Here is a 22,849-nt window from a genome sequence, read left to right as displayed (position 1 = left end):
CGCGCGCGTCGCCCGTGGGGTCCTTCCCCCATTCCCCCCCCGACGCGGGGGGCGGGGGGGCCGCCCCGCCCCCGCGGCCCCCCCCCCCCCCCCGGGGCCGTAGCAATTACTTGGAAGTCGGGTGCGTCAGGCCTGTTTGTCGGGCCTAACCAGATCCGTGTGGCTGACGCCGAGGGCCAATGCCAGTTCATAGATCGTTATGATCGTCGGATTTCTTCGGCCTTTCTCCAAGCCGCTGATGTACTGCTGGCTGAACCCGGAAATCTCGGCAAGCTGCTCCTGCGTCAGACGCTTCCTTAGCCTGATCCTCTGCACATTACGTCCGACCAACCTGCGCATATCCATGCACGACAGCCAGCGGATTACGCAGCTTGAGTTTATCAACTATAATATGTAATCCACATCGAGCACCTAAATCCGCTGGCGGAGGGCTTCGCGGGGGCCGTTTTCCGGAGGTATAACCAGCGATGTTACAGCCTAAGTCGAACACGCCAATTGCTGACGAAGTGCACTGGTCGGACAGCCTCACGGCCTACGATAAAGCGCATTTCACGACTTATATGCGGCTCCTAGACGCCTCCGCCGATGATGCGAGCGAAGAGGAGATGGCCCACGTCATCCTCGGCATCGATCCAGCACGCGAACCGGAGCGCGCCAGGAAGGCTCTTCGTAGTCATCTCGACCGTGCGAACTGGATGGTCACTACTGGCTACAAGAAATTGTTCGCCGGCTGAACAATTACACCTGCGCTCCATTTCGCCTCAGCAACGAAATCCCTGTACTCGTCTCTCTGAGCGCGTACCGTCCTGGATGGCGCGGCGAACGCCTCCACGCAGATGATCGGCAGGATTCTCACCGGCCGGCCTGAACCCGTGGCTCGCCGATCAGGGTTTCGGTATTTCCCGTTCCACGCCCGGCAGGCGAACCGCCGAGCGCGTGGAGGACGAGGCAGAGGCGACGGCCACGCGCTTGCGGTGGACACAAGGATCTGGCAGTCATCCGGGCGTAGCTAAACAGATGATATACACTTAAAGGCCCACAGCCGGTGTCTCAACTGCCAGGCGGGCAGATCGATAGTGTCCATATGGCGACGTACGGATTGAGCACCACTCCTCGAACCCGGGGATTGGAGATGTCGGTCAGGGCGTGGACACCAGAATACGGCCCCATCACGCCTGAGAGAGTCCGCGAGACAGAATCGCGTCAATGCGCCAGGTCGACGCGCGACGCGACGATGGTGTGATAGTCTTCCACCGGTCCGGCCGGCCGGCGGCGCTGCCTTCTGCCCAGTTCATGGCCCAGGCACGCTAGAGCGGGATGAATTGAGGCTGAATCGCAGGCGGATTCCCTTAGGCAGGCAAATCTGATTCAACCTTCATGCTGGGGAAGGAGGTCAGCATGGATGGGCAAGCCTTACTCGATGGATCTTCGCGAACGGGTTGTTGCGTCAGTTGAGCAGGGTGGGCTGTCGCGGCGGCAGGCGGCAGTACGCTTTGAGGTTGGGATCAGCACCGTCATCCGATGGGTGAGCCGGTTGCGCGAAACGAACAGTCTTGCGCCCGGCAAGATGGGTGGGCACAGGCCCAAGAAGATTGCCGGTGAGCATCGGGAGTGGCTGCTGGTGCGCTGCCGGGCCGCGGATTTTACGCTACGCGGACTTGTGGCCGAGCTGGCCGAGCGCGGCCTTGCGGTCGATTACCGCTCGGTGTGGGAATTCGTCCACGCCGAGAAGCTCAGTCACAAAAAAAGACGCTGATCGCGGCTGAGCAGGATCGCCCGGATGTGGCGCGCCGGCGGGCACAGTGGACAAAGTATCAGGACCGTATCGATCCTTCCCGCCTGGTGTTCATCGACGAGACATGGACCAAAACCAACATGGCTCCGCTCAGGGGATGGGCGCCGCGCGGCGAGAGGATCAAAGCCAAGGTGCCACACGGCCATTGGAAGACAATGACCTTCCTGGCAGCGTTGCGCCATGACCGTGTCGATGCACCATGGCTCATCGACGGACCGATCAACGGCGAGCGTTTCCAGCTCTACGTCGACAAGGTTCTCGTCCCCACCCTCAAGCCAGGCGATATCGTCGTCATGGACAATCTCGGCTCACACAAGGGCAAGACCGTGCGCCGCGCCATTCGCTCAGCCGGCGCCAGGCTGTTCTTGCTGCCGAAATACTCGCCCGACCTCAATCCTATCGAGAAGCTCTTCGCCAAGCTCAAGCACTGGCTGCGCAAGGCTGCCAAGCGAACAGTCGAAACCGTCTGTGACGCCATCGGCCAAATCCTAGGCACCGTCACTTCAACCGAATGCAGAAATTACTTCATCGAGGCCGGCTATGCGCCAACCTAAATTCATCCCGCTCTAGGATCACGACGGCCCGTCATCACAGCGCCGGCTCATGAACCCCGCCATTTAGCCGAACGGCATCCACCGTCTCGTTGGAGCCGTTGATATGCGGCCACGCCGCGGGTTTTTGTGTGGGTTCTCCGATCGGCGCGGCCGGCGCGGCGAAGCATGCGCTCCATGCACAGATGGCGACGGTGACAATTCGGCCGGCACAGCGCGACGGGCCGAACTCGATCATAGCTGTGAAGAGCTCGTAACACCAACAGAATGCCACCCGCCCGCTTCGGGGGTGGATGACGTAACATCGAGCGCACGGCGGTGCTTTCCGAGACGATCGTTCCTTGGGCGCCGTCTTTCCGTCCAACAGCACAAACAGTATCGCGAAACATGGTCGGCCCGCCTGACATTCGTCCGCACATCCGTAGGGCCTCCCCTTTAAAACGCGGTGTCGTAGAGGGTGCATGTAATTCGTTGCCAAGTCACCGTACCAACCAACCGTAATAAGTTGCATCATGATGCGTCTAGAGGAAGGAATGACCTTGCATTGGAGGCGAATGGCCAGCCGAAAACAGCCTGTGCTCATGCCCAACAGAACCAAAGACGAATTCAGCTTCTCAGAGAATTGCAGATCGGGAGGAGGCCAGCAGGGCTACGGCCTGATCCTTGGTGTGCACGCCGAGCTTCTTCTTCGCATTGTCGAGGTGGAAATCGACGGTACGCGGCTTGATGCCCAAGATGCAGCCGACAGCCCAAGAGGACTTGCCGCGCGCGGCCCATTGAAGGCATTCATATTCACGAGGTGTCAACGAAACGCCGTCCACTGTTCGATTGCCGGACAGCTTTCGACGAGCATAAATGTGAAAACATGTCGCCATGAGTTGGAGCGCCTGTTCGTATCGCCCAGCAACGCGCAGGGAGGCGGAATTGGGCTTATCAGCGGCAAAGGTCATAGCTGCAACACAGCCTCTGCGATCGATAATCGGGATCGTCAAACCGCACCGGATGCTGAACTGGGCCGCCTCATCGAATAGCTTCTTTTGAGCCGGCGACATCTCAACGCAACGCAAATCCGACCCCGGCCATTGAAACGGGGAGCCGCCACACCGCGCACGCATAATGACGGGATCGACCTTCTGATACTGGTTTTGCAGATAGTGCGCGGTCCAGGGAGGTGGATAATTTGAGATCAGCTTGGGCTCGCCACAAGACTGCAATGGCAAAGACAGATACGCAAAGGTAAGTAGATCAAGTGCTGCGGCCGCCCCAGCCATGGCATCCCGGAAATCTGTTTCATCGACACTCTCCGACAACTTTTCCAGAAATGTCTCGAAGAGAGGCGGCATGTTCTTCGTCATTGTCCTAGCTCAATCGCTTTGTCCGTCTGCTGCGCGCCGTTCTGACCTGGAGACTCCGCCATAAGCGGGGGCCGCATAACTGCGGCCGGTCTTAGCAAGCAGAGCTGACCGCTTTAGAATGCCACGAGGCGCTGCGTGATCTTCGCATAGTCGTCACCAACCGCAGCTGCGCTGGACTGTTCGAACGGCCATCACGGAGAAGCTACAGCATCTTCCCGACGCAATAACGCAATCGGAGAGATCTTCTTGTGAAATGAAATCATCGCCGCCCCCGCATCATGCAGTCGTGAGAAGTCATCCTGCGCCACCACGGTCGGGGCGGCATCAAAGCCGTCATCAACCAATGGTTGGCGCTGTCGACACGGAAGAGAACAACGGATAAGCCCATCTCGCCGCTTTGAGCGCTATGATCCGGACGTACCGTTGCGCCGCTTTCCGATTGTTGGTGGGCAGATCGACTCCAAACATTGGCATGGATATGGGCGCCGCTATTCTCCGCTAAATTCAATACCAAGCGTCATCTTAAGCCGGACCCAACCCAGGCCGGCACTATCGCTCGACACTGCTGCGGCGACATTCCATTGAAGGCTCTGAAGCACTTCGCGAAATGCGAAGCAGACGTAAACCCGCAGGCCATGGCAATGTCGATGATGGGCATCCGCGTGCCTTCGATCAGGCGCTTCGCATGGTCTGTGCGGATCCGGAGATAGTGGCGCACCGGCGGAAGTCGGACATGGGAAGCGAACAAGCGTTCCAGCTGGCGCCGCGATACTCCGGCCCGTTGCGCAACCTCTTCCATTGTCAGCGGGAACTCCACATTTTCTTCCATGATCCGCATTGCCATCAAGAGCTTATCGCTCACACCGGCAAAGGCCAGACCTGACGGCCCAGTCTGGCGGTTTGATCCTGATCGCTGACCTTGGACAGTCGCGTGGCGGCAGACCTCCTGTGCAATATACCCGCCGGCATGGCTGCCGATCAGATCCACCGCCAGGTCGAAGGCTGCCAGTTCTCCTGCGCAGGTTGAATACTGGCCGTCCTTGACAAACAAAGAATCGCTTATGCGGGGTTGGTTGAACACTTCGGCAAAAGCAGCGAGCCGCGACCAGTGTATCGTGCAGCGTGTACCTGCCAGAAGGCCCGTCCGAGCGAGCAGCCATGTCGCTGTCCCAACCGCAGATATCGGCACCGCGCGACGCGCCATCGTTCGCAGAAATCCGTTGAGCTCAGGCGTCAGTTGCTGTTCTACCGGCTCGCCCGTCACGATTGCGAGCTGGTTCGGTCTGCGATCGTCCGAGCCGAAAGCCAGCTCGTCTATCCCGACATCGACAGCAACCGAAAGGCCGTTGGCGCCCTCGATTGGCCGAGCGTCAAGCCCCGCGATTCGCCACCGGAACAGCGGCAGCCTCGATACCGTGTTGGCGATGCGAAAGGGTTCGATATATGCGTGAAGGGCCAGGTGCGAGAACCCGGGTAACAAAAGAACCACCAGGTCAAACGGTCGATCGGCCGCCGCCGAAATTTTCGGCGTGGCCAACGACGTAATTGCGCTGATGTTGGCGGGTGCGTTCACTAGGATGCGTACGAGGCTACTGGCTGACCGAACATGCCGGGTTCCGGTTTGACGCCGAGGCCAGGCAGCTGCGGCACCGCGATGTGACCATTTTCGATGACAATCGGATTCTTCGCGTCAAAATGTCCTTCGATATATTCCTGCGCGATCCAGGCGCCCTCAAAACGGCGCGGCTCCACAGTGGAAGCTAAGTGTACGCAAGCCGCCGCGATTATGTCGCCACCCCATGCGTCATCACAGCTGTGCGGTAGCGAGCGGATGGCGCAAACGTCGCGGATTGTCGCCATTTTGGTGAGGCCGCCGAGACGCGTGACCTTGAAGCCGAAGCCATCCGCGATGCCGAGGGAGATCGCCCTGAGTACCGCGTTCTGATCTTCGGTGTTCTCGTCCAAATATACCGGATGCGTCACCCTGCCCTTCAGGGTGGCGATCTCATCCATAGTGTTGCAGGGTTGTTCGAAAACGAATGGGATCGCCTGGCAAAGCCGGTCAAGATGAATGGCGGCAGCGACAGTGAGGCCCCTGTTGCCATCCACTGCGATACGAGCTTTGTAGCCGACCGCCTCCCATACCTTGTGAATCGAGGCCACATCCTGTTCGAGATTTCGCCCCGAGATTTTGACCTGCAGGCGTGGATAACCTGACTTCACCTTGTCGGCGGCTATCCTGGCCGTTTCGTCAGGCGGGCCAACAATGAGCGAATAGTAGGCCGGAACACGGTCGGTAAGCGCACCGCCCAGCAGTGTCGAGACCGGCACTCCAAGCCGCTGGCCGAGAAGGTCAAGGAAGGCTATGTCAAACGCTGCCTTGGCATAGCCATGCCCGTTCAAGCGCTCGTCCATGCGTTGGGCGAGAAGCCTGATCGAGGCAATCTCGGCACCCATAAGACCTGGGGCGATTTCGGCAATCGCCGCGCGTGCGCCGAGTGCATGATGCGGCTGATAAACCGGCCCGACCGGGCAGGTTTCGCCCCAGCCAGTCAGTCCGTCATCGGTCCCAATCTCGACAATAGTGCTGTCAAGCGCGTCTACGTCGTCGCTGGCCATTCGGTAGGTGCCACCTTTAACGGGTAGCTGGACCTTATAGACGTTGATCTGGTCAATGCGCATGACGATGCTCAGTATTCCTCGTTGAGCGCGTCGATAGCGGGGATTTCCCGCGAGCGCCGATCGATATACGCGCGCAATTCCTCGTCCTTCGCGATGTCAAGCTTTGGTTCTTCATATTCGGCCAGAAGGCGGCGCGCATGCTCCAGGGCACGTTGCTTGATGTCCTTGGAGCCATCAGCGTACCACTGCTCGACCGAGTTATTGTCGAAGAGTTTCGGAATAAAGAAGGCCTTCTCGAAGTTGGCCTGTGTATGGGGATGTCCAAAGTAATGGCCGCCCGGTCCGACATCGCGGATGGCAGCCAGGGCTTCATCGAAATCGTCCCACTGGATGCCTTGCGTCATGCGATAGCCCATGGCGCAGACTTCGGCGTCGACGACGAATTTTGCGATCGAGCAGTGCATGCCGGCTTCATTCCAGCCGGCAGAATGCCAAATGTAGTTTGCGCCTGACAGCAGCACGGCCATCATCGTCATCGCACTTTCATAGCCTGCTTGCGCATCGAAGATCTTGGCGCCGCCAAGCAAGTTCGAAGTTCGCCAGGGCACGTTATAGCGGCGAGCCATCTGGCCGATCATAAAATTCATGAGCGAAATCTCTGGCGTTCCCGCCATCGGCGCTCCCGATTGCATCGACACGGTCGATAGGTAATGCCCATAAATCGCAGGGCAGCCCTCGCGCACCACCTGCGTGTAGGCAAGTGCGGAAAGCGCTTCCGCATTGAGCTGCGCCACTGCCGCCGCGGTGGAGGCTGGCGTGTTCGCGCCGCCGAGAACGAAGGGCGAGCACAAGACGGGCTGGTTGCGCCGGCAGAAAGCACGCATGCCGCCCAGCATGACCTCGTCCCACACCAGCGGCGAATTGCCATTGCAGTTTCCGGTGGTGACTGCATGATTCTCGAGGAAGCCTTCACCGAAAAGAATCTCGCACATGTCGAGCACGTCCTCGGCATTCTTGGGCGAGGTGGTCATGCCCATGAAAATCTTGTCGGAATGCTTTATTGACGAATAGGTGATGTGCAGGTGCCGATGCGCGACAACAATGTCCATCGGCTCGACGATATGGTGAGCCGACGAATGTAGTGCCGGCATCATGTGGGCAAGCTTGTGGAAGGTCCCAAGGTCCGCGATCGTCGGGCCACGCCTCACATCATCGAGATCGCGCATGTACGGCGCGCCTGTCATGGGCACGAAGATTGATTTGTCGCCTCCGAGTTCGACATTCTTGGCCGGATCGCGCGCGAAATATTCGACGTTGGGGGGAATGGTCTTGATGAGCTCCATGACCAGGCCGCGATCGAGATGAACGCGGTCATCGGCGCGCACGTCCGCTCCGACTCTCTTCCAGTCCTCAATCGCGATCGGATCGCGAAACACCACGCCTACTTCTTCCAGGATCGAGAGAGAAGCCTCGTGAATGCGTTCGACCTGCTCGGCATCCATCGGCTCTACCACCGGCAGGCCGCGCTTGAGCGTCGGCAACATATCGACCTTTGGCGCGGTGCGGATCGTCCGCCTCGCTTCCCGCCCGCCTCTACGAGAGAGCTGTAGTTGAGCAGTCATGCCGGCCTCCAGACAAATATGTCGCGACCAAAACCGGACCGCACTCAACTATTGCCGCAGCTTTGAGCCTTCACCTACTGCAAAAGTCTCACGCGAGTGTTGACTAAAGGGCAGGCTGCGCAGCCGGCTCGCCCACCCGGACTCGAGTGATGGTCGGGTCGAGCAGCGGCGGAGCTTTCCACGTCGCAGCTCAGCCTTACGGATACCGCGGAAACTTGGACGTAATCGGCCATGACCGTAGGCATCCCGACAGGCAGAGACGATGATGCATTGCCGCAAGCGAGCGAAATAAAGTCAATCGGGAGGCGACTTTTTTGCGTCGACTGGCTCCCGCGGTTCCGTGGTAGCACGTTTCTTGCTTGGTGCGGGGCAAGAACAGAACAGCCCATTCCCGGATCAGGAGAGGTGAACAAAAACGACAATCTCGGACTCATATAGGCATCAGATGGGTAGCGACAGGAGGATTTGAATGCCAAGGCCAAATCTCGTCAATAATGTACTCAGCGCGAGCACGTCGCGCAGAACCTTGCTGAAGGCCGGCGGCGCCGCCGCGCTTGTCATGAGCGGCCTGACGACGGGCGCCAGGGCCGACGCGTCCCGGCCGCTGGTCTATGCCTTCGCGGCATGGTCCGACGCGCTGGCAATCACCTATGTCGGCGCGAAGCTCATCGAGGACAATTTCGGCTACAAGGTCCAGCCGCTGCAGGCGGAGCCAGGCGTGATCTATGCCTCGCTTCAAGCCGGGAAGGCCGACCTCTATTCGAACTCCTATATGCAGGGGATGGGCCCGCTGAAAGGCGCCTATCACGGCGGCCAGGCGGACTATGTAAAGAAAGTCGCCGGTTCCATCAAAGTCGTCGGCGTTTCGGAAGGCCCGATGACGCAGGGCCTTGCCGTTCCGGACTATGTAGACATCAAGAGCATCGCCGAGCTCAACGACCACGCCGACAAGTTCCCAAGCGGCATCATCGGCATCGACGCCGGCTCCGGCCTCATGCAGGCCGCGGATGCAACGGTGAAGGCTTACGGCCTCAAGCTCAACCTGGTCCCGGGCAGCGAAGCTGCCATGGAAGCGGCCTTCCAGCGGGCTTACTCGAAGAACGAACCAATCGTGGTCACCACTTGGGAGCCGCTCCCGATGTGGAGCAAATTCAAGATGAGGTATCTCGAAGATCCCAAGAAGACGATGATGTCGGAGCCCTACTACTGTTTCCACGTCACGTCGAAGGACTTTGAATCCAACTTCCCGAAGGCCCAGGCATTTTTGACAAGGTTCCACATCCCGAATGACGAAGAAGCCAAGATCATGGGCTGGATCGACGGCGGGATGAAGCCTGAAGACGCCGCCTCAAAGTGGATCGGCGAAGTGAAAGGCAAGGGCATTATCGAGCCGTGGCTCGCCTGATCCCGAAGCACGCATCCTCCCAAGAGTGCGGGGGTCCGCGCCGACCCCTGCATCACCACCTGTATTATGCGCGGGAGCCTCGCATGAGCACGCGAAAGCCGGCCGTCGAGATCAAGGATCTCTACAAGATTTATGGCGGCAACCCCGAAGTGAAACTGGACAGACTGCGTTCGGGCGCCTGCGGCCCCGACGAAGGCAGCGGTTTCGTCGCGCTCAACAACATCAACATGACGATTGAGACCGGGAAAATCTTCGTCGTAATGGGTCTCTCAGGCAGCGGGAAATCGACCCTTCTTCGCTGCATCAACCGCCTTGTCGACCCCACTGCCGGCCAGATAGTGGTCAATAGGCAGGACGTCACGAAAGCCGGCAAAAAGGAACTCCGCCAGATCCGCTCCAGCATGATCGGAATGGTGTTTCAACATTTTGCGCTCCTGCCGCACATGTCGGTCATCGATAATGTTGCGTTTGGGCTCCGTGTCGCCGGGGTCGGACGCAAGGAGCGACGCGAGCGCGCAGGCAAGGCACTCGAACTCGTAGGGCTCAGCGGTTGGGGCGACCGCAAGCCGTCCAACCTTAGCGGCGGCATGCGCCAGCGCGTTGGCCTGGCGCGTGCCCTGGTGATGGACACGCCTGTGCTGCTGATGGATGAGCCGTTCAGCGCGCTCGACCCGCTCATTCGCGAGGAGATGCAACAGGAGTTGCTTCGGCTTCAGAGCACTCTGAACAAGACGATTGTCTTTGTGACACACGACCCAAACGAAGCGGCAACGATCGGTGACCGCATCGCTATTCTCCTCAAGGGAGAGGTCGTCCAGGAAGGCCAGCCGATCGATATCGTGCTCTCCCCCGCCAGCGACTACGTCAGGGACTTCGTGCGGGGCATCGATGTCTTCAAGGTGCTGTCGGCTGGCCAAGTTATGGACGCCGTCTGCCCGCCGGTGGAACTGGCGAACAGGCCGATCTCGGAATGGACGAAACATCTATCGAAAGACTTCGTAAAGCTCGCGCCCGACGATCTGATCGCCCCCTATCTCGATGAGCTGGCGAAAGAGCAGCGCGCTTTGATCGTGGTTCAGAACGACGGAACGCCGGTCGGGACGGTTACCCCCAAGTCCGTTCTCAGAGCGCTCGCGGCCCATTCCTCGTTAGCCGGCGCGACGCCGAAGATCGAGAAACCGAAAGCTGCCGACACGACGAGGGCAAACGCCGCGGCAGAACGCGCGACACAATAACGAACCTCACTCTCAAACGACTCTAGCTGAGGATCATGAGGATGGATTTTTCGGAGTTTGCAGGCACGGTTGCCGCGTCAATCGACGAGTTCACGACCTACCTCTCAATGCATTTCGGATTTGTCTTCGATTTCATCTCGACCGTGATCCTGGGCATACAGCAGCCCTTGGCCGCGGTCCTGACGAGCGCGCCGCCCTGGCTGATCATCACGACCGTTATGGCCGCCGGTGTCCTGCTCGCGCAGCTCTCGCTGGCTATCCTCAGTGGATGTGGGCTTGCCTTCATCCTCGTCATGAATCTCTGGGCGCCGGCGATGGTGACACTGTCCCTGGTGCTTACGGCAGCCGTCGTCGCCCTGGCCATCGGGATACCAATCGGCATTCTCATTGCTGAATCGAAGCGCTTGAACGCGGTGGCTGAGCCAATACTCGACTTCATGCAGACGATGCCTCCGTTCGTGCTGCTCGTTCCAGCCGTGTTCTTCTTCGGCGTTGGAACGGTTCCGGGCATCGTTGCGACGATCTTCTTCGCCATGCCGCTGCCGATCAGGCTCACGGCCCACGGTCTCAGGATGGTTGAGCCGGAAATGGTCGAGGCGGGGGAGGCCTTTGGCGCAAGTCGCGTGGCCGTGCTGTTCCTGATCAAATTGCCGCTGGCGTTCCGCTCGATTATAACAGGCGTCAACCAATGCGTGATGATGTCGTTATCGATGGTCATCATCGCCTCCATGATCGGCGCTGGCGGCCTGGGCGACGAAATCATTCGGTCGATCTCTCGTCTCCAGGTTGGGAGGGGCGTCGAAGCTGGCCTTGCGGTCGTTGTTTTGGCAATCCTGATCGATCGCATCACCAGGCGGATTAGCGAGAAAGTTGATCCGAGGGCCTGACAAACATGAAGCCCGGTCAATGGCGGGCTTCTCCTCGTCACGCAATCGGCAGTGGCAACTTCTTGGTGCGTCCCCCATCGATGACGTAGACCTGCCCGGTCACGAAGGAGCTTTCTTCCGAGGCAAGCCAAACGGCAAGGTTTCCGACATCAGTCGGCTCACCAAGACGTCCAACCGGATGCATTGCGAGCAGTTCCCTGCGGACACGCGAACTGTCAGCCATGCTGTCGATGTAGATCTCACTGAGGTCAGAATTGATCCAGCCCGGCGCAATGGCATTGCACCGGATACCCTCGTGCCCATGGTCCACGGCGACGGCTGCTGTAAAGCCGTGAATGCCAGCTTTCGAAGCGGAATATGCAGGGTGACCCGGATTAGACGCCAAGCCTTCAATCGAGCCGATGTTAACAATGCTTGCAATGCCTCGCCTGCGAAGATGCGGCATTGCCGCCTTCGTGAACAAAAATGGGGCCTTGAGGTTGATGTTCATCATCTGGTCCCAGTCCGTCTCGGTCATTTCCTCGATGGTCTTCTCGAACATGATCCCGGCGTTGTTGACGAGGATGTCAAGGCCGCCAAACCGCTCGACGACGGCCTGAACGGCCGAAACGATGTGCTCGGAGTTCGCAAGGTCCGCCTTCACATAAAAGGTGCGATCGTTGAGGATCTCGTCGGGTGGCGGGTTCCTCTGCACAATGGCAACCTCGGCCCCCTCCTCCACAAAACGTCGCGTGATGCCGGCGCCGATGCCACGGCCGCCGCCAGTGATGATGGCAATTCTTCCTGCAAGTCTGTCAGCCATAGGGTGTCCTCAATAGACCGGCTTGGCGCCGTTCACTTCAACGGTCGTGCCGGCGATGTAGCGGGCGGCATCGGAACTCAAGAAATACACCGCATCGGCGATGTCTTCCGGCTCGGCAATGCGCCCGAGCGGAACGGTCTTGTTGAGCTCCGTTATGGCAGTGTCGGGATTGAAGCCGCGCTTGGCGAAGCCGGTGCGCAGCATCGGCGTGTTAACCTCATTCGGACACACGGCGTTGACTCGTATCCCGTCACCGGCATGGTCGCGGCCAAGGCACTTCGATAACGCCGCGACAGCCGCCTTGCTGGTGCAGTAGGCGGCATGCCCGGGTCCGGGATAAAGTCCCCAGCACGATGCGATGTTCACGATCGCGCCGCCGCCGTGGCCCTTCATATGGCCGATCGCCCTCCGGCACGTGTAGAATATCGACGTCAAGTTGATATCAAACGTCCGCTCCCAGTCCTCATCGGTCGTCTCGAGGATATTGCCCCTGGTGATAATCCCGGCATTGTTGACGAGCACGTCCAGCCTGCCTGTGATCTGGATGGAATAGTCGATCAAATTTTCGCAATAAACCTTGTTCCTGAGGTCTCCGGCCTTGCTCCAGACCTTCTGTCCGGTTCGGTTGAGTTCGGCCTCGAGCCTGTCCAGGCCAGCCTGGTCGGCGTCGCCGGCAACCACACGAAAGCCGTTCGCAACGAACTGTCTGGAGATCGCTTGCCCGATACCTCCCGCCGCGCCTGTTATGACCGCAGTTTTCTTTTCAATGCCAGTCATAGGTCAAGCCATCTTTGAGAGGGAAAGTTCAGCTCATTAATCTCTGAACGGCGGCAGAAGACCAGTGCGGCAGCCCTGCAAAAGTCTCACCCCCTTGTTGAGTTGTTGAGCCCAGACATCGCCCGGACATGCTACGGTGTAGCTGCGTCGGACATGGATTGGGCAGCGTCGCAGATCGCGAAGCATAGTTGGTACAGTTTTCCCATGTTCCGCCGTAAATGGGTTGGGGATCGCGGCCTTAGTCGGTCGAACGCACGCTATCGCGTCGCCTTGCAAATGGTTTCCCGACATCTTTCGACATCTTGGACCTATCTTGCTCAAGTTGTCGCGCCGCGCGGCTATTCAAGTTTTGGAGCTTGAGATGGTTCGCCGCTATTACGATCTGCCTCCCTGACTGCTTTGGCTGTTTTTGAGGCTTCTGCCCGGAAACTCGCATCTACGAGAAAGAGCCGGGCATTCTTGCCTATCCATCAATGCGGGCTTCAGTGAAGCCAATATTCGGGAGGTCGGGCCGACCGTCTTGGTCAACTATGACGCCGGATTCAAGGGAGCAGATTTGGGGGCCAGGGCGATCTCTGAAAAGATCGCGGATGGTATCCGGGATGCTCGTGAGACGAGTGAGAACCTGTTTCTGGACGTGGCGGAAGCAGTAAGCATCGCGCAGGAATTCGACAGCGCTGACGGCCCACTTGTAATTTCGGACTATGCGGATAACCTGGGATCCGGTGCCTATGGTGACGCTGCCAATCTTTTAAAGGCAATGCTTGAAGGCAAGCTTCAAAATGCTGCATTTGGCCGTGTCATTGATCCTGAAGCCGCCGCCGGAGCTGCCGCCCATACCCTTGGATTCGAAGTCACTGCAAGGATCGGCGGCATGAACGATCCTTCATTCGGTGGTGGGCCTCTCGACCTTACCGGCGAAATTCGGCTCATTTCCGATCGAAATATCGTCGGCGACGGACCGATTCGGCGGCCTGCATTTCTCCTTCGGCAAAACGTTCGTGTCCGCGTCAGTGGCATCGCCATGCCGGTCACGGCGGTCAGATGCTGGATCTGCAGCAGTTCAAGGGCTTCGGTATCATTCCCGAGGCAAAAGCAACCGTCGTGCATAGCAGGCATCTGTTCCATCAGGCTTCCAAGCAGAACGCTTCATTGCCAACGCCGCGATCGGCGGCCGTCGGGTGGAACGAACCTGTTGATTCGAGGCGCCGGCCAACACGTATGACGTAGGCGCTCGGCTGTAGAGCCCGATGATGCCGTTCTCAGTGGCTCGACAAATTTCATCATCGCCTCGTCCGCACGGTTGTGACCTTTAAGATTCGGGTTCAAATCCCCATAGCCTCATATGCGGCGGCGATCTGTCGAATGGACGCGACATGAGCAGCCGTCCTGTAGTCGCCGAGCTCCGGCTGCTCCTCAAGAAGATCGGCAATACGGGCCCAGGTACTGCGCATAACGTCCTCAAGGCCGGACCGAACGAGATCGATCTCAGCGCCCCCTTCAAGAAATTCGTCGCGCATGTCCGCCGGAAACGTCTTCCCCGTCATTCGCTCAAGGGCTGTTGCGATCGTCTGGTTGCGCCGTTCCCGCCGCCGCTTTTCCATCAAACCGAATGGAATGTGGGTCAGGTTCTTCACCCATTCGAAATAGCTCACGACCACGCCGCCCGCATTGACATAGAGATCGGGGAGGATGATCCCCCCTCGGGAGCGCAGCACTTGATCGGCCTCGAAGGTAACCGGGCCGTTGGCGGCTTCTACGACGAGTTGCGCTTTGATGCGCTCGGCATTGTCGACGTGAATGGCATTCTCCATCGCCGCCGGGATGAGGATGTCGCAGGGCTGTTCCAAACCTGTCATGTTGCTCGCGAAAGATGTGGCGCCGGCAAAGCCGAGAATGCTGCCCGTGTCTAATTGATGCTGTTTCAGCGCCTCGACGGGAAGACCTTCGGCGTGGCGACATATCCATCGCGTTCGGCAACGACCGTGATCCGAGCGTCATCTTCCTCGGAGAGGAACTTGGCAGCGTGGTAGCCGACATTGCCGAACCCCTGCACAATGACGGACGTCCCCTTGAGATTCCGTCGTCCATCAATCCGCGCGGTTCGGGCGTCACGGAGATAACTCTGGATGGCGAATTGCACCCCCCTCCCCGTCCCTTCGGTCCGTCCGGCAATCCCACCCTTGGAGAGCGGTTTCCCCGTCACGCAGGCGCGTGCGTTGATCACATCCATAGGATTGGCCCGGCGGAACTCGTCTGCCATCCAAGCCATTTCCCTCTCGCCCGTGCCCACGTCCGGAGCCGGCACATTGAGGCCGGGACCGATCAGGCCGCGCTTGGTGAGTTCCTGGGTGAAGCGCCGGGTGATGCGCTCTAGCTCCTGCGGAGTCCACTCGCGAGGGTCGATCATAAGTGCGCCTTTTGAGCCGCCGAACGGGACATCGACCAGCGAGCATTTGAGCGTCATCAGCGCCGCGAGCGCCTCCACCTCTTCAGCATCGGCATCAGGCGAAAAGCGAATAACGCCCTTTACCGGCTCGCAATGTTCGCTGTGCACCGAACGCCAGCCGACAAAGGTGTACATCCGGCCGCGGAGTCTTACGCCAAAGCGCACCGTATAGGTCGAGTTGCACTGGGTGATCCGCTCCGCCAGTCCTTTGGGAAGGTCAAGGAACGACATGGCGTGTTGAAGTTGAGGTCGACGCTTTGCAGAAAGCTTGAAGGCAAACCTGAGACAGAGGCATCCATGGTTTATTCTCCGATGTGTTAGTAGTGGTCGATGCGCATGACGGCATCGCCGACTGCGGCAGGATCCGCAACGCCTCGCATGCAGTCGACCATTGCGAGCTCTTTCTTTGCGCATCACGCTACTACCCGTTCGTCTCATCTCAGCAGAGTGCGACAGGTCGCGTTTCGCATGAGTAGCACGTAGATGAGGGTGAACAGTCGTCGGGTGGTCGACGGCCACCTTTTGATGACATTAACGCAACAAAGCGGTTCTGCGGCCTATACCGGGCAGCCCCAATTGGAACCCAAGTGACGCTTTTGGAATGCGGACAACTGCATCGTGTTGAATTGATGCGGCGATCGCATCGACGGCCACAATCTGTCTGCGGCGCCTAAGGGAACGCTCACACCGGGTCAATTGAGATCGCGAACGAACTCCTTGACCTCGTCGCGTTCCAAGACAAGTTCCTCGCCATCATGTGCGACGATGCGTGTCTCGATGCGCCATACGTCGCGAAGTCCGCGCACAGTAGCTGAGACTTTGACACAAACCTTCCAGTCGCCGCGGGCATAGGACCTTTCCCGAGTGCAGGTGGCGCGCGCCGAGTTCGGATCGTCGGGATGCACGGTGAATCTGTCCGTGGATTTGGCCGAAACGATCATGCCGGTATGCGGGTGCAGCACGGTTCCCATGTCGCTAGTGACGTGGGACGTGGTTTCGCCGGTGATCTGGTCGGTCACCAGATCGGCGCGGGATGGCTCGCCGGGCTTCAGCACTTCCTTTGCCATGGGTTGCGCGCTTTCGGGTGCGGCGAAAGACGGCAGCGTCCCGTCCTGCGCCTGCGGCTTGCGCACGGGCAGGATGAGACGGCTGCCTTTGCAATGGAGCGACAAGCTGGCGTTCTCCGGTCCGGGGAATACGGTCGGCCAATGACTGGTCGCAATGGCCAACCGGACGCGCTGACCGGGCTCGAAGCGCTGGCCACAGCTGCGAAGTTGCAGCCGCACCGTTTCCGGCTTGCCCGGTACCATTGGTGAGATATCGAGATCGTCATAGCGGTGCGACAGGTTGAGGATGCCGTAGCTGACGTCTGCCGCCGCGCCGTCCTCCAGCACAAGCGACAGCGTGGCCGACAGAATTGCCACCGGCTTGTCGCAGGCGAGCGTCACCTCGAATTCGGGAAAGCCCAGGATTTCGACGGCTTCGGTCAACGGCTCGCTTTCAAACACCAGTGCGTTGTCCGCTTCTACGCCCTCATCGACGGACAGCAGCGGTGTCACTCCGTAGCCACGATAGGTCCCGGCCGTGGCAGGAGAGCGGATATCGAGTACCTCCTTGCCGCCCTCCTTCTCCGTGAGGCGGTGCGGTGCGAGGTTGAACGACAGTTCGCTCACACCCGCCCCGGACCAGGACGGCTCGGCCACCCAGCGGCCGGGCCGTTCGACGTGGAGCGCCGCGGGATGTGCCGGATCCTGAATCCAGGCGCGCAACATCGGCTCGTCGGCGATGCCGGTGTCGATGCCCTTAAGATGCTGGTCCCACCAGCGCAGGCATTCCTGGAGGAACCCGATGCGTGGTCCAGGCATGGCGATGTGCGGGTACTGATGGCCCCAAGGGCCGATCAGGCCCTTGCGAGGTCCCGGCAGGTTCTCGAGCATGCGAAAGACCGGGTTGAGATAGGTGTCGGCCCAGCCGCTCACGGCATACACAGGCACCTCAACCTCGGAATAGTCCTCGCAGATGGAGCCGTGCTTGTAGAAATCGTCGCGGCGCTGGTGTTCGAACCAGTCGTGAAGCCAGATACCGTTGCCGTTGAGCCGCTGCTCCCACATCTGGCGCCAGCGCTCCCCGACGAGCGCGGGATCGGGCGGCGTCATCGCGATCGCCCAGGCTATCGTGCCCCACCTCAAATTGTCGCACATCTGCGCGCCGCCGAGATAGTGGCAGTCGTCAGTGTAGCGATCGTCGGTGGAACAGAGCGAGATTACCGCCTTGAGTGCCGGCGGCCGGCGGGCGGCGACCTGCAGGCCGTTGAATCCGCCCCAGGAGTAGCCGATCATGCCGACGCTGCCTGAGCACCAGGGTTGCTGCGCCAGCCATTCGATGACCGCCAGGCAGTCGTCCTGCTCCTGCTTGAGGTATTCGCCCCTGCAGACACCTTCGCTGTCGCCCGTGCCGCGTATATCTACGCGAACCCCGGCATAGCCATGGCCGGCAAAGTAGGGATGGGTGAGTGCGTCCCCTTCCACCGTCCCGTCCCGCTTGCGGTAGGGCAGGTATTCGAGGATCGCAGGTACCGGGTCTGCGTCGGCGTCCTCCGGCAACCAGATGCGGGCAGCGAGCTTCACGCCGTCAGGCAACGGAATCCAAAGATTCTCGATCTCGCGCACTTTGCGGGGAAATTCGGTAATGACGCGGATGTCATCCATGATGCGATCCTTCTATGCGCTCGCGCTTGCGGCAGGAGCTTCGGCGTTCAACGGGAAACGGCATTTGAAGCTGTGCTCGACCCTGGGGGGAAATCTCGCCAAGCGAGCCTTCCTCGAGGCTAGCCGGGAGCGCTTATTCGAAGGCTTTGATCACGGATCCCCTGTGTGGTGGCGAGCGAAAAGTGATCGTCACCGGCTCCCGGCCCAAACCCTTGGCCGCCGTTGGCTCCACGGTCTGGCTTCCTCCAGGTCACGTGCGAGACGGATCAGCGTGGCTTCATCTCCAAAGCGCCCAACGATTTGAAGACCAATCGGCAACTCACTGGCGCTTTGTGCCAAAGGCAAGGATACCGACGGATGTCCTGTAACGTTGAACACGCCCAAATACTGACAAAATGCCGCATCCAGCTCTGCCCATTCTTCAACCGAAATAGCAGTATTGGTGGTCACATACCTATCGCCATGCGGTCGAGCGACGGTCGGCATACTGGGGGTGAGTACTATGTCAAACGCATTGAGCGCCTCGCCAACCTGGACGCGCATTTTCCGAATCGTCTCGTGAGTCTCGTGGATCTCGGGCACTGTTAAATTTCGTCCACGCTCGTAAAACATAAGATTAACGGGTTCCAAGGTGTCGGCGTTTATACTGCGGCCAATCGCCTTTGCTGAGGCTTCCAATGCACCTACGTTCGACAGGCCATGAAATATTCGAACATAGTCTTCCTGTTGAAATGGTGGCGACACGTCGGTAACAACATGTCCCATTTCTTCCAGGAGCGTGGCCGTGGACTCGACAGCTTGGCGGACGTCCGCCTCGACATCCATAGTGCCCCATCTAGTCCTAGCGACACCGACTCGCAGTTTGCCGGTGGACTGGGTGAGTTCCTCCACGTAGGGACGCTCTGGTTGCGTGATGATGAACGGATCTCCGGGATGATGGCCTGAAAAGACATCTAGCGCGGCGGCCATATCACGCACCGTCCGGCAAAGAACAAATTTTCGACTAAGCCCAAAACTTCCATCCTGACGGTTCGGGCCGCCGGAAATTCGGCCACGGGACGGATTCATCCCGACGAGGCCACACCAGGACGCCGGGATGCGCGTCGATCCGCCACTGTCGCTAGCGGATGCAATCGGAGTGATGCCGGAGGCCACAGCCGCTGCTGGTCCCCCAGACGACCCCCCCGCGGATAATTCCAGATCCCATGGATTGCGAGTGATGCCGTTGAGAATTGATTCGCTAAGCCCCGATACACCAAACTCCGGCGTGGTTGTTCTTCCAATAATCCGGAGCCCGCCGGCCCGTGCTCGGCGAATAAAATAGTCGTCAGTGTCGCAGCGGTATCCCTTGTACAAGCGGCTGCCGCTTTCAAGCAGACGACCGCCTTCGGCAAAACTGATATCCTTTCGAAGGCAGGGCACGCCATGAAAGAGCCCTCCGTCTGCGCCCGCAACGGTCTCGGCATCGTCGTAAAATTCAATCACAGCGTTCACGCGGGGATTGACCTCGTCGCAAGCTTCGCGAGCCAAGCGCGTTAGTTCCACAGGAGTGATTTCACCCGCTCCGACGAGAGAAGCCAAGCCGGTGGCGTCATACTCTATGTATTCACTTAGCTTCATTGCAGCTAATATCCTTTCTTTCTTTGCCCAGTGTTGGCGACAGAAGGTCGTGGCACGCAGATGGGCGAGCATAACTTGTCATCGTCAGAGCTGGATCCAACTGGTGACAGCGGTCGCTGCTCCAACGGCGCGGTTACGCGCTCCAATGGGAAATGGCAGGTGAAGCAGTGCTCCGCGTCGTCCCGGTTTGCTGACGGTGCGGGAAAGACGCGACTGCACATGTCTTGCGCGTAAGAACAACGGGTGTGGAACTCGCAACCGGATGGCCGCCTTATCGGGCTCGGGACCTCGCCCTTGAGTTCGATGCGATTTAGCACGGCATCCGGGTCTGGCTCCGGATTGGCCGACAGCAGCGCCTCCGTGTAGGGATGACGCGGGTGCTCAAAGATACGCTCGGTCGAGCCGACCTCAATGAAGCGGCCGAGATACATAATCGCCATGCGATCGGTCATGTGGCGCACGACATTGAGATTGTGCGAGATGATCAGGATCGCCATGCCGAGTTCGTCCTGAAGCTGCGCGAGCAGATTTAGCACCTCGCCCTGCACCGAGACATCGAGGCCTGCAGTCGGCTCGTCGGCGATGAGCAAGTCGGGTTTGAGCGCTAGGGCTCGCGCGATGCCCACGCGCCTGGCCTGACCGCCGGAAAGCTGATGGGGATAGCGACGAGCAAAATCCGCCGGCAAGCCGACCATGCGTAGTAGGCGCGTCGCTTCGGCTCCCGCATCGCGATCCTTTAGTCCATGGATTCGGAAAGGTTCGGTTAGCAGCGATCGCACGGTCAACCTAGGCGAGAGTGAGCCGACGGGATCCTGGAACATCATCGCCATGCGCCGCAAATAGGGCTTGCGTTCTGCCCCGCTCAGTTCCTCAATTTCCTGTGCGTCGAAGCTGATGCTGCCGCTCACAGCCCGCTGCAAGCCGATTATCGTGCGCGCGATGGTGGATTTGCCTGAGCCGCTTTCACCGACAAGGGCAAGTGTCTCGCCCTTGTGGATGTCAAAGGAGACACCGCATACTGCATCGATGAAAGGCGCCTTTGACCCCGTGGCGAGCGCCTTCAGCGGACCCATGGTGCGGAAGCGGACGCGCAAATCCTGGACGCGAAGCAGCGCAGTCATGCCGAAACCAGCCGCTCTTCACCGAGGAGGTGGCATCGGGCCAATTGGTCCACGCCGATGCGATACTCGAGCGGGTTCTCTTGGGCACAGCGATCAAATGCCTGGGAGCACCGCTGGCGAAAGATGCATCCTTTCGTGCTGCCGAGAAGACTGGGCACCTCACCGGGGATGGTTGGCAAAACGCGTGTCTTCTTTCTGATCCGCCCCGGGTCGCACTCAAGCAGCGCGCGAGTGTAGGGGTGAGCAGGACTGTGGAAGATGTCCCGTACCGCTCCTTGCTCCACCACCTCGCCTGCATACATGACGGCGACCCGGTCGCACAGCTCAGCGACAGCGCCGAGATGGTGAGAAACAAAGAGGATCGAACAACCGATCTCCTTCTGCAGATCTTTGAGTAGATGAATGATCTGCACTTCCAGCGTTGCATCAAGGGCGGTGGTCGGCTCGTCGGCGATGAGGAGCGCCGGTCTTACAAGAAGCGCCATGGCGATGCAGATGCGCTGGCGCATGCCACCTGAGAAGTGATGCGGATAGGCAGTAATCCGACTTTGCGGATCGGGAATTCCGACCCGGTGAAGCATGTCGATGGCGCAAGCGCGCTTTTCTCTCACGCTTACTTGTTCGTGGTGCTGGATATCGAGCATCTGGCTCTCGATGGTCCGCACGGGATTAAGTGCGGTCATCGGGTCCTGGAAGATCATGGACAGGCGATCGCCCAGCAGGCTCCGTCGTGCCGGAGTGGACAATTTGAGCAGGTCTTGACCTTCGAACACGATGCTGCCGGCTGTGACATCGGCATTTTCGGGAAGGAGGCCCATCACCGTATAGGCGAGCGTCGATTTTCCGGATCCGCTTTCACCGACGATGCCAACCACCTGTCCGGCTGGCACATCGAGCGACACGTTCCGCAGCGCATGAATTCGCCCGCGCGGCGTACCGAAATCGAGAGCGAGGCCGCGGATCTCAAGCGGCCGGGCGGACGTATGGGATATCGAATCCTCGCGTCTCATAGGTCTTTCCGCAGCTTGGGATCGAATATGTCGCGCAGCGCCTCACCCAGAAATGTGAAGCCTAGCGTTGCGAGGATTATTGGGATGCCGCCAGCGATCACGAGCCAGGGGGTCTGGTTTATATAGTTATAGCCATCGTTGAGGATCGCTCCCCAGTCAGGGGTCGGAGGCCGCACACCCATACCTAGAAAACTGAGACCGGCCGAAGTGGCGATGACGGCCGGCACATCCATGCTCACGAGAATGACAAGGGGACCGATGACGTTGGGCAATACATGGATGGCGAGGATACGTGTCGTGCCTGCGCCCATGCTGCGCTCTGCGGCGATATATTCACTGCTCTGCAGCGCTTGCGCCTGGGTACGCGCCACGCGCGCATAGCCAGGGATACCCGTGATCGCTATTACTAAAATTATGTTGACTAGGCTTGGTCCCAGAAGCGCGATGATTGCCAGCGCAAAGATGATACCGGGAAAGGAGCGGATGGTATCGAAGATGAGCAGGAGCAAATGGTCCAGCCAACGCGGCCCGAAGCCTGCGATGAGACCAAGCACGACGCCGACCGCCAGCGCACTGCCGAGGGAGGCGAAAGCAACGAGAAGCGGGATGCGGCCGCCCATGATGGTGCGAGAAAACGTGTCGCGGCCCAGTTGGTCAGTACCCAGCAGAAAATCCACTGAAGGTGCGGCCAGACGCGGTCCGGCCATGATCCGGATCGGATCATGCGTTATAAGAAGCGGAGCAAAGATCGCGCTCGCCATTATGAGCGCGACGAGAACTGCTCCGAGCATGCCCAGACGGTTCTTGCGTAGTTGCCGCAGGAAGGTGCGAAAGGCGCCGGTATCAATGGCATCGTTGGCTTCTGGAGGGATGGCTTCAACGCTTGCCAT

Annotated in this window: 19 protein-coding genes and 1 pseudogene; 6 read left to right on the top strand and 14 right to left on the bottom strand. The window is 59.4% G+C overall.

All coding sequences use genetic code 11. The features are described from left to right. Positions 1-126: 126 nt before the first annotated feature. A complete protein-coding gene (locus NKJ89_RS26225) occupies positions 127-345 on the bottom strand; it encodes a helix-turn-helix transcriptional regulator (protein WP_023730016.1) in 219 nt (72 codons plus the stop codon). 122 nt (positions 346-467) lie between these two features. On the opposite strand from NKJ89_RS26225, the gene NKJ89_RS26220 reads away from it, so the two are divergent. Further along, positions 468-734 (top strand): DNA -binding domain-containing protein, encoded by a 267-nt coding sequence (locus NKJ89_RS26220; RefSeq protein WP_023768681.1) that lies wholly within the window; start codon positions 468-470, stop codon positions 732-734. A gap of 668 nt (positions 735-1,402) precedes the next feature. Beyond that, positions 1,403-2,349, top strand: a protein-coding gene (locus NKJ89_RS26215; RefSeq protein ID WP_352606826.1) for an IS630 family transposase whose coding sequence is annotated in 2 segments (ribosomal slippage) — positions 1,403-1,741 and positions 1,744-2,349 — 945 coding nt in all. Because the reading frame shifts where the segments join, the coding sequence is not laid out codon by codon here. 34 nt (positions 2,350-2,383) lie between these two features. Here the strand turns inward: NKJ89_RS26215 and NKJ89_RS26210 are convergent. The 5 genes from NKJ89_RS26210 to NKJ89_RS26190 form a co-directional block, all read right to left on the bottom strand. Beyond that, on the bottom strand, positions 2,384-2,584 hold the full coding sequence (locus tag NKJ89_RS26210) for a hypothetical protein (RefSeq protein WP_352606824.1): 201 nt from the start codon (positions 2,582-2,584) through the stop codon (positions 2,384-2,386). A gap of 376 nt (positions 2,585-2,960) precedes the next feature. Further along, positions 2,961-3,689 (bottom strand): autoinducer binding domain-containing protein, encoded by a 729-nt coding sequence (locus NKJ89_RS26205; protein WP_435054050.1) that lies wholly within the window; start codon positions 3,687-3,689, stop codon positions 2,961-2,963. A 529-nt stretch (positions 3,690-4,218) separates the two neighbouring features. Beyond that, a complete protein-coding gene (locus NKJ89_RS26200; RefSeq protein ID WP_352606822.1) occupies positions 4,219-5,238 on the bottom strand; it encodes a GlxA family transcriptional regulator in 1,020 nt (339 codons plus the stop codon). A gap of 35 nt (positions 5,239-5,273) precedes the next feature. Beyond that, positions 5,274-6,383: a mandelate racemase/muconate lactonizing enzyme family protein gene (locus tag NKJ89_RS26195; RefSeq protein WP_352606820.1), complete on the bottom strand. Its 1,110-nt coding sequence runs from the start codon at positions 6,381-6,383 to the stop codon at positions 5,274-5,276. A gap of 8 nt (positions 6,384-6,391) precedes the next feature. Then, positions 6,392-7,945 (bottom strand): trimethylamine methyltransferase family protein, encoded by a 1,554-nt coding sequence (locus NKJ89_RS26190; RefSeq protein WP_352606818.1) that lies wholly within the window; start codon positions 7,943-7,945, stop codon positions 6,392-6,394. A 469-nt stretch (positions 7,946-8,414) separates the two neighbouring features. Between NKJ89_RS26190 and NKJ89_RS26185 the strand changes: the two genes are divergently transcribed. From NKJ89_RS26185 to NKJ89_RS26175, 3 genes are all read left to right on the top strand, one after another. After that, positions 8,415-9,350 (top strand): glycine betaine ABC transporter substrate-binding protein, encoded by a 936-nt coding sequence (locus tag NKJ89_RS26185; protein WP_352606816.1) that lies wholly within the window; start codon positions 8,415-8,417, stop codon positions 9,348-9,350. Positions 9,351-9,433: 83 nt separating this feature from the next. Then, the gene (locus NKJ89_RS26180; protein WP_352606814.1) at positions 9,434-10,585 is read left to right on the top strand and encodes a quaternary amine ABC transporter ATP-binding protein; all 1,152 of its coding nucleotides are present in this window, start codon (positions 9,434-9,436) and stop codon (positions 10,583-10,585) included. 41 nt (positions 10,586-10,626) lie between these two features. Continuing rightward, on the top strand, positions 10,627-11,472 hold the full coding sequence (locus tag NKJ89_RS26175) for an ABC transporter permease (protein ID WP_352606813.1): 846 nt from the start codon (positions 10,627-10,629) through the stop codon (positions 11,470-11,472). A 37-nt stretch (positions 11,473-11,509) separates the two neighbouring features. Here NKJ89_RS26175 and NKJ89_RS26170 read toward each other — a convergent pair whose 3' ends face one another. Together NKJ89_RS26170 and NKJ89_RS26165 are read right to left on the bottom strand one after the other, a co-directional pair. Further along, positions 11,510-12,274, bottom strand: coding sequence for an SDR family NAD(P)-dependent oxidoreductase (locus NKJ89_RS26170; RefSeq protein ID WP_352606811.1), 765 nt, complete (start codon positions 12,272-12,274; stop codon positions 11,510-11,512). Between the two features lie 9 nt (positions 12,275-12,283). Next, on the bottom strand, positions 12,284-13,051 hold the full coding sequence (locus tag NKJ89_RS26165; RefSeq protein ID WP_352606809.1) for an SDR family NAD(P)-dependent oxidoreductase: 768 nt from the start codon (positions 13,049-13,051) through the stop codon (positions 12,284-12,286). 520 nt (positions 13,052-13,571) lie between these two features. Between NKJ89_RS26165 and NKJ89_RS26160 the strand changes: the two genes are divergently transcribed. Then, on the top strand, positions 13,572-14,276 hold the full coding sequence (locus NKJ89_RS26160) for an MlrC C-terminal domain-containing protein (RefSeq protein WP_352606807.1): 705 nt from the start codon (positions 13,572-13,574) through the stop codon (positions 14,274-14,276). 100 nt (positions 14,277-14,376) lie between these two features. Here the strand turns inward: NKJ89_RS26160 and NKJ89_RS26155 are convergent. The 6 genes and pseudogenes from NKJ89_RS26155 to NKJ89_RS26130 all read right to left on the bottom strand — a co-directional run bounded on the left by NKJ89_RS26155 (position 14,377) and on the right by NKJ89_RS26130 (position 22,849). Beyond that, positions 14,377-15,635, bottom strand: a pseudogene (locus NKJ89_RS26155) (Glu/Leu/Phe/Val family dehydrogenase). Positions 15,636-16,192: 557 nt separating this feature from the next. Then, positions 16,193-18,208 carry a CocE/NonD family hydrolase gene (locus NKJ89_RS26150; RefSeq protein ID WP_352606805.1) on the bottom strand — a complete coding sequence of 672 codons (2,016 nt, stop codon included), beginning with the start codon at positions 18,206-18,208 and terminating at the stop codon, positions 16,193-16,195. Between the two features lie 189 nt (positions 18,209-18,397). Continuing rightward, positions 18,398-19,828 carry an amidase gene (locus tag NKJ89_RS26145; protein ID WP_352606803.1) on the bottom strand — a complete coding sequence of 477 codons (1,431 nt, stop codon included), beginning with the start codon at positions 19,826-19,828 and terminating at the stop codon, positions 18,398-18,400. A 5-nt stretch (positions 19,829-19,833) separates the two neighbouring features. Further along, a complete protein-coding gene (locus tag NKJ89_RS26140; protein ID WP_352606834.1) occupies positions 19,834-20,901 on the bottom strand; it encodes an ABC transporter ATP-binding protein in 1,068 nt (355 codons plus the stop codon). 44 nt (positions 20,902-20,945) lie between these two features. Beyond that, positions 20,946-21,959, bottom strand: a complete 1,014-nt coding sequence (locus tag NKJ89_RS26135; protein WP_352606801.1) for an ABC transporter ATP-binding protein — start codon at positions 21,957-21,959, stop codon at positions 20,946-20,948. Further along, entirely contained in the window at positions 21,956-22,849 is an 894-nt protein-coding gene (locus tag NKJ89_RS26130) for an ABC transporter permease (RefSeq protein WP_352606799.1), read from the bottom strand. The genes NKJ89_RS26135 and NKJ89_RS26130 overlap by 4 nt, the downstream gene beginning before the upstream one ends.

The sequence above is a fragment of the Mesorhizobium sp. M0047 genome, from assembly GCF_040323315.1.
Lineage (GTDB): Bacteria > Pseudomonadota > Alphaproteobacteria > Rhizobiales > Rhizobiaceae > Mesorhizobium.
This window is presented reverse-complemented; position numbering and strand designations above follow the sequence as displayed.

Bases quoted from the DNA above. Each gene is read 5' to 3' on its own strand.
- NKJ89_RS26175 (WP_352606813.1), top strand. From the start codon at position 10,627: ATGGATTTTTCGGAGTTTGCAGGCACGGTTGCCGCGTCAATCGACGAG.
- NKJ89_RS26185 (WP_352606816.1), top strand. From the start codon at position 8,415: ATGCCAAGGCCAAATCTCGTCAATAATGTACTCAGCGCGAGCACGTCG.
- NKJ89_RS26190 (WP_352606818.1), bottom strand. From the start codon at position 7,945: ATGACTGCTCAACTACAGCTCTCTCGTAGAGGCGGGCGGGAAGCGAGG.
- NKJ89_RS26210 (WP_352606824.1), bottom strand. From the start codon at position 2,584: ATGATCGAGTTCGGCCCGTCGCGCTGTGCCGGCCGAATTGTCACCGTC.
- NKJ89_RS26170 (WP_352606811.1), bottom strand. From the start codon at position 12,274: ATGGCTGACAGACTTGCAGGAAGAATTGCCATCATCACTGGCGGCGGC.
- NKJ89_RS26220 (WP_023768681.1), top strand. From the start codon at position 468: ATGTTACAGCCTAAGTCGAACACGCCAATTGCTGACGAAGTGCACTGG.
- NKJ89_RS26150 (WP_352606805.1), bottom strand. From the start codon at position 18,208: ATGGATGACATCCGCGTCATTACCGAATTTCCCCGCAAAGTGCGCGAG.
- NKJ89_RS26135 (WP_352606801.1), bottom strand. From the start codon at position 21,959: ATGAGACGCGAGGATTCGATATCCCATACGTCCGCCCGGCCGCTTGAG.
- NKJ89_RS26140 (WP_352606834.1), bottom strand. From the start codon at position 20,901: ATGGGTCCGCTGAAGGCGCTCGCCACGGGGTCAAAGGCGCCTTTCATC.
- NKJ89_RS26145 (WP_352606803.1), bottom strand. From the start codon at position 19,828: ATGAAGCTAAGTGAATACATAGAGTATGACGCCACCGGCTTGGCTTCT.
- NKJ89_RS26205 (WP_435054050.1), bottom strand. From the start codon at position 3,689: ATGCCGCCTCTCTTCGAGACATTTCTGGAAAAGTTGTCGGAGAGTGTC.
- NKJ89_RS26180 (WP_352606814.1), top strand. From the start codon at position 9,434: ATGAGCACGCGAAAGCCGGCCGTCGAGATCAAGGATCTCTACAAGATT.
- NKJ89_RS26165 (WP_352606809.1), bottom strand. From the start codon at position 13,051: ATGACTGGCATTGAAAAGAAAACTGCGGTCATAACAGGCGCGGCGGGA.
- NKJ89_RS26225 (WP_023730016.1), bottom strand. From the start codon at position 345: ATGGATATGCGCAGGTTGGTCGGACGTAATGTGCAGAGGATCAGGCTA.
- NKJ89_RS26195 (WP_352606820.1), bottom strand. From the start codon at position 6,383: ATGCGCATTGACCAGATCAACGTCTATAAGGTCCAGCTACCCGTTAAA.
- NKJ89_RS26130 (WP_352606799.1), bottom strand. From the start codon at position 22,849: ATGGCAAGCGTTGAAGCCATCCCTCCAGAAGCCAACGATGCCATTGAT.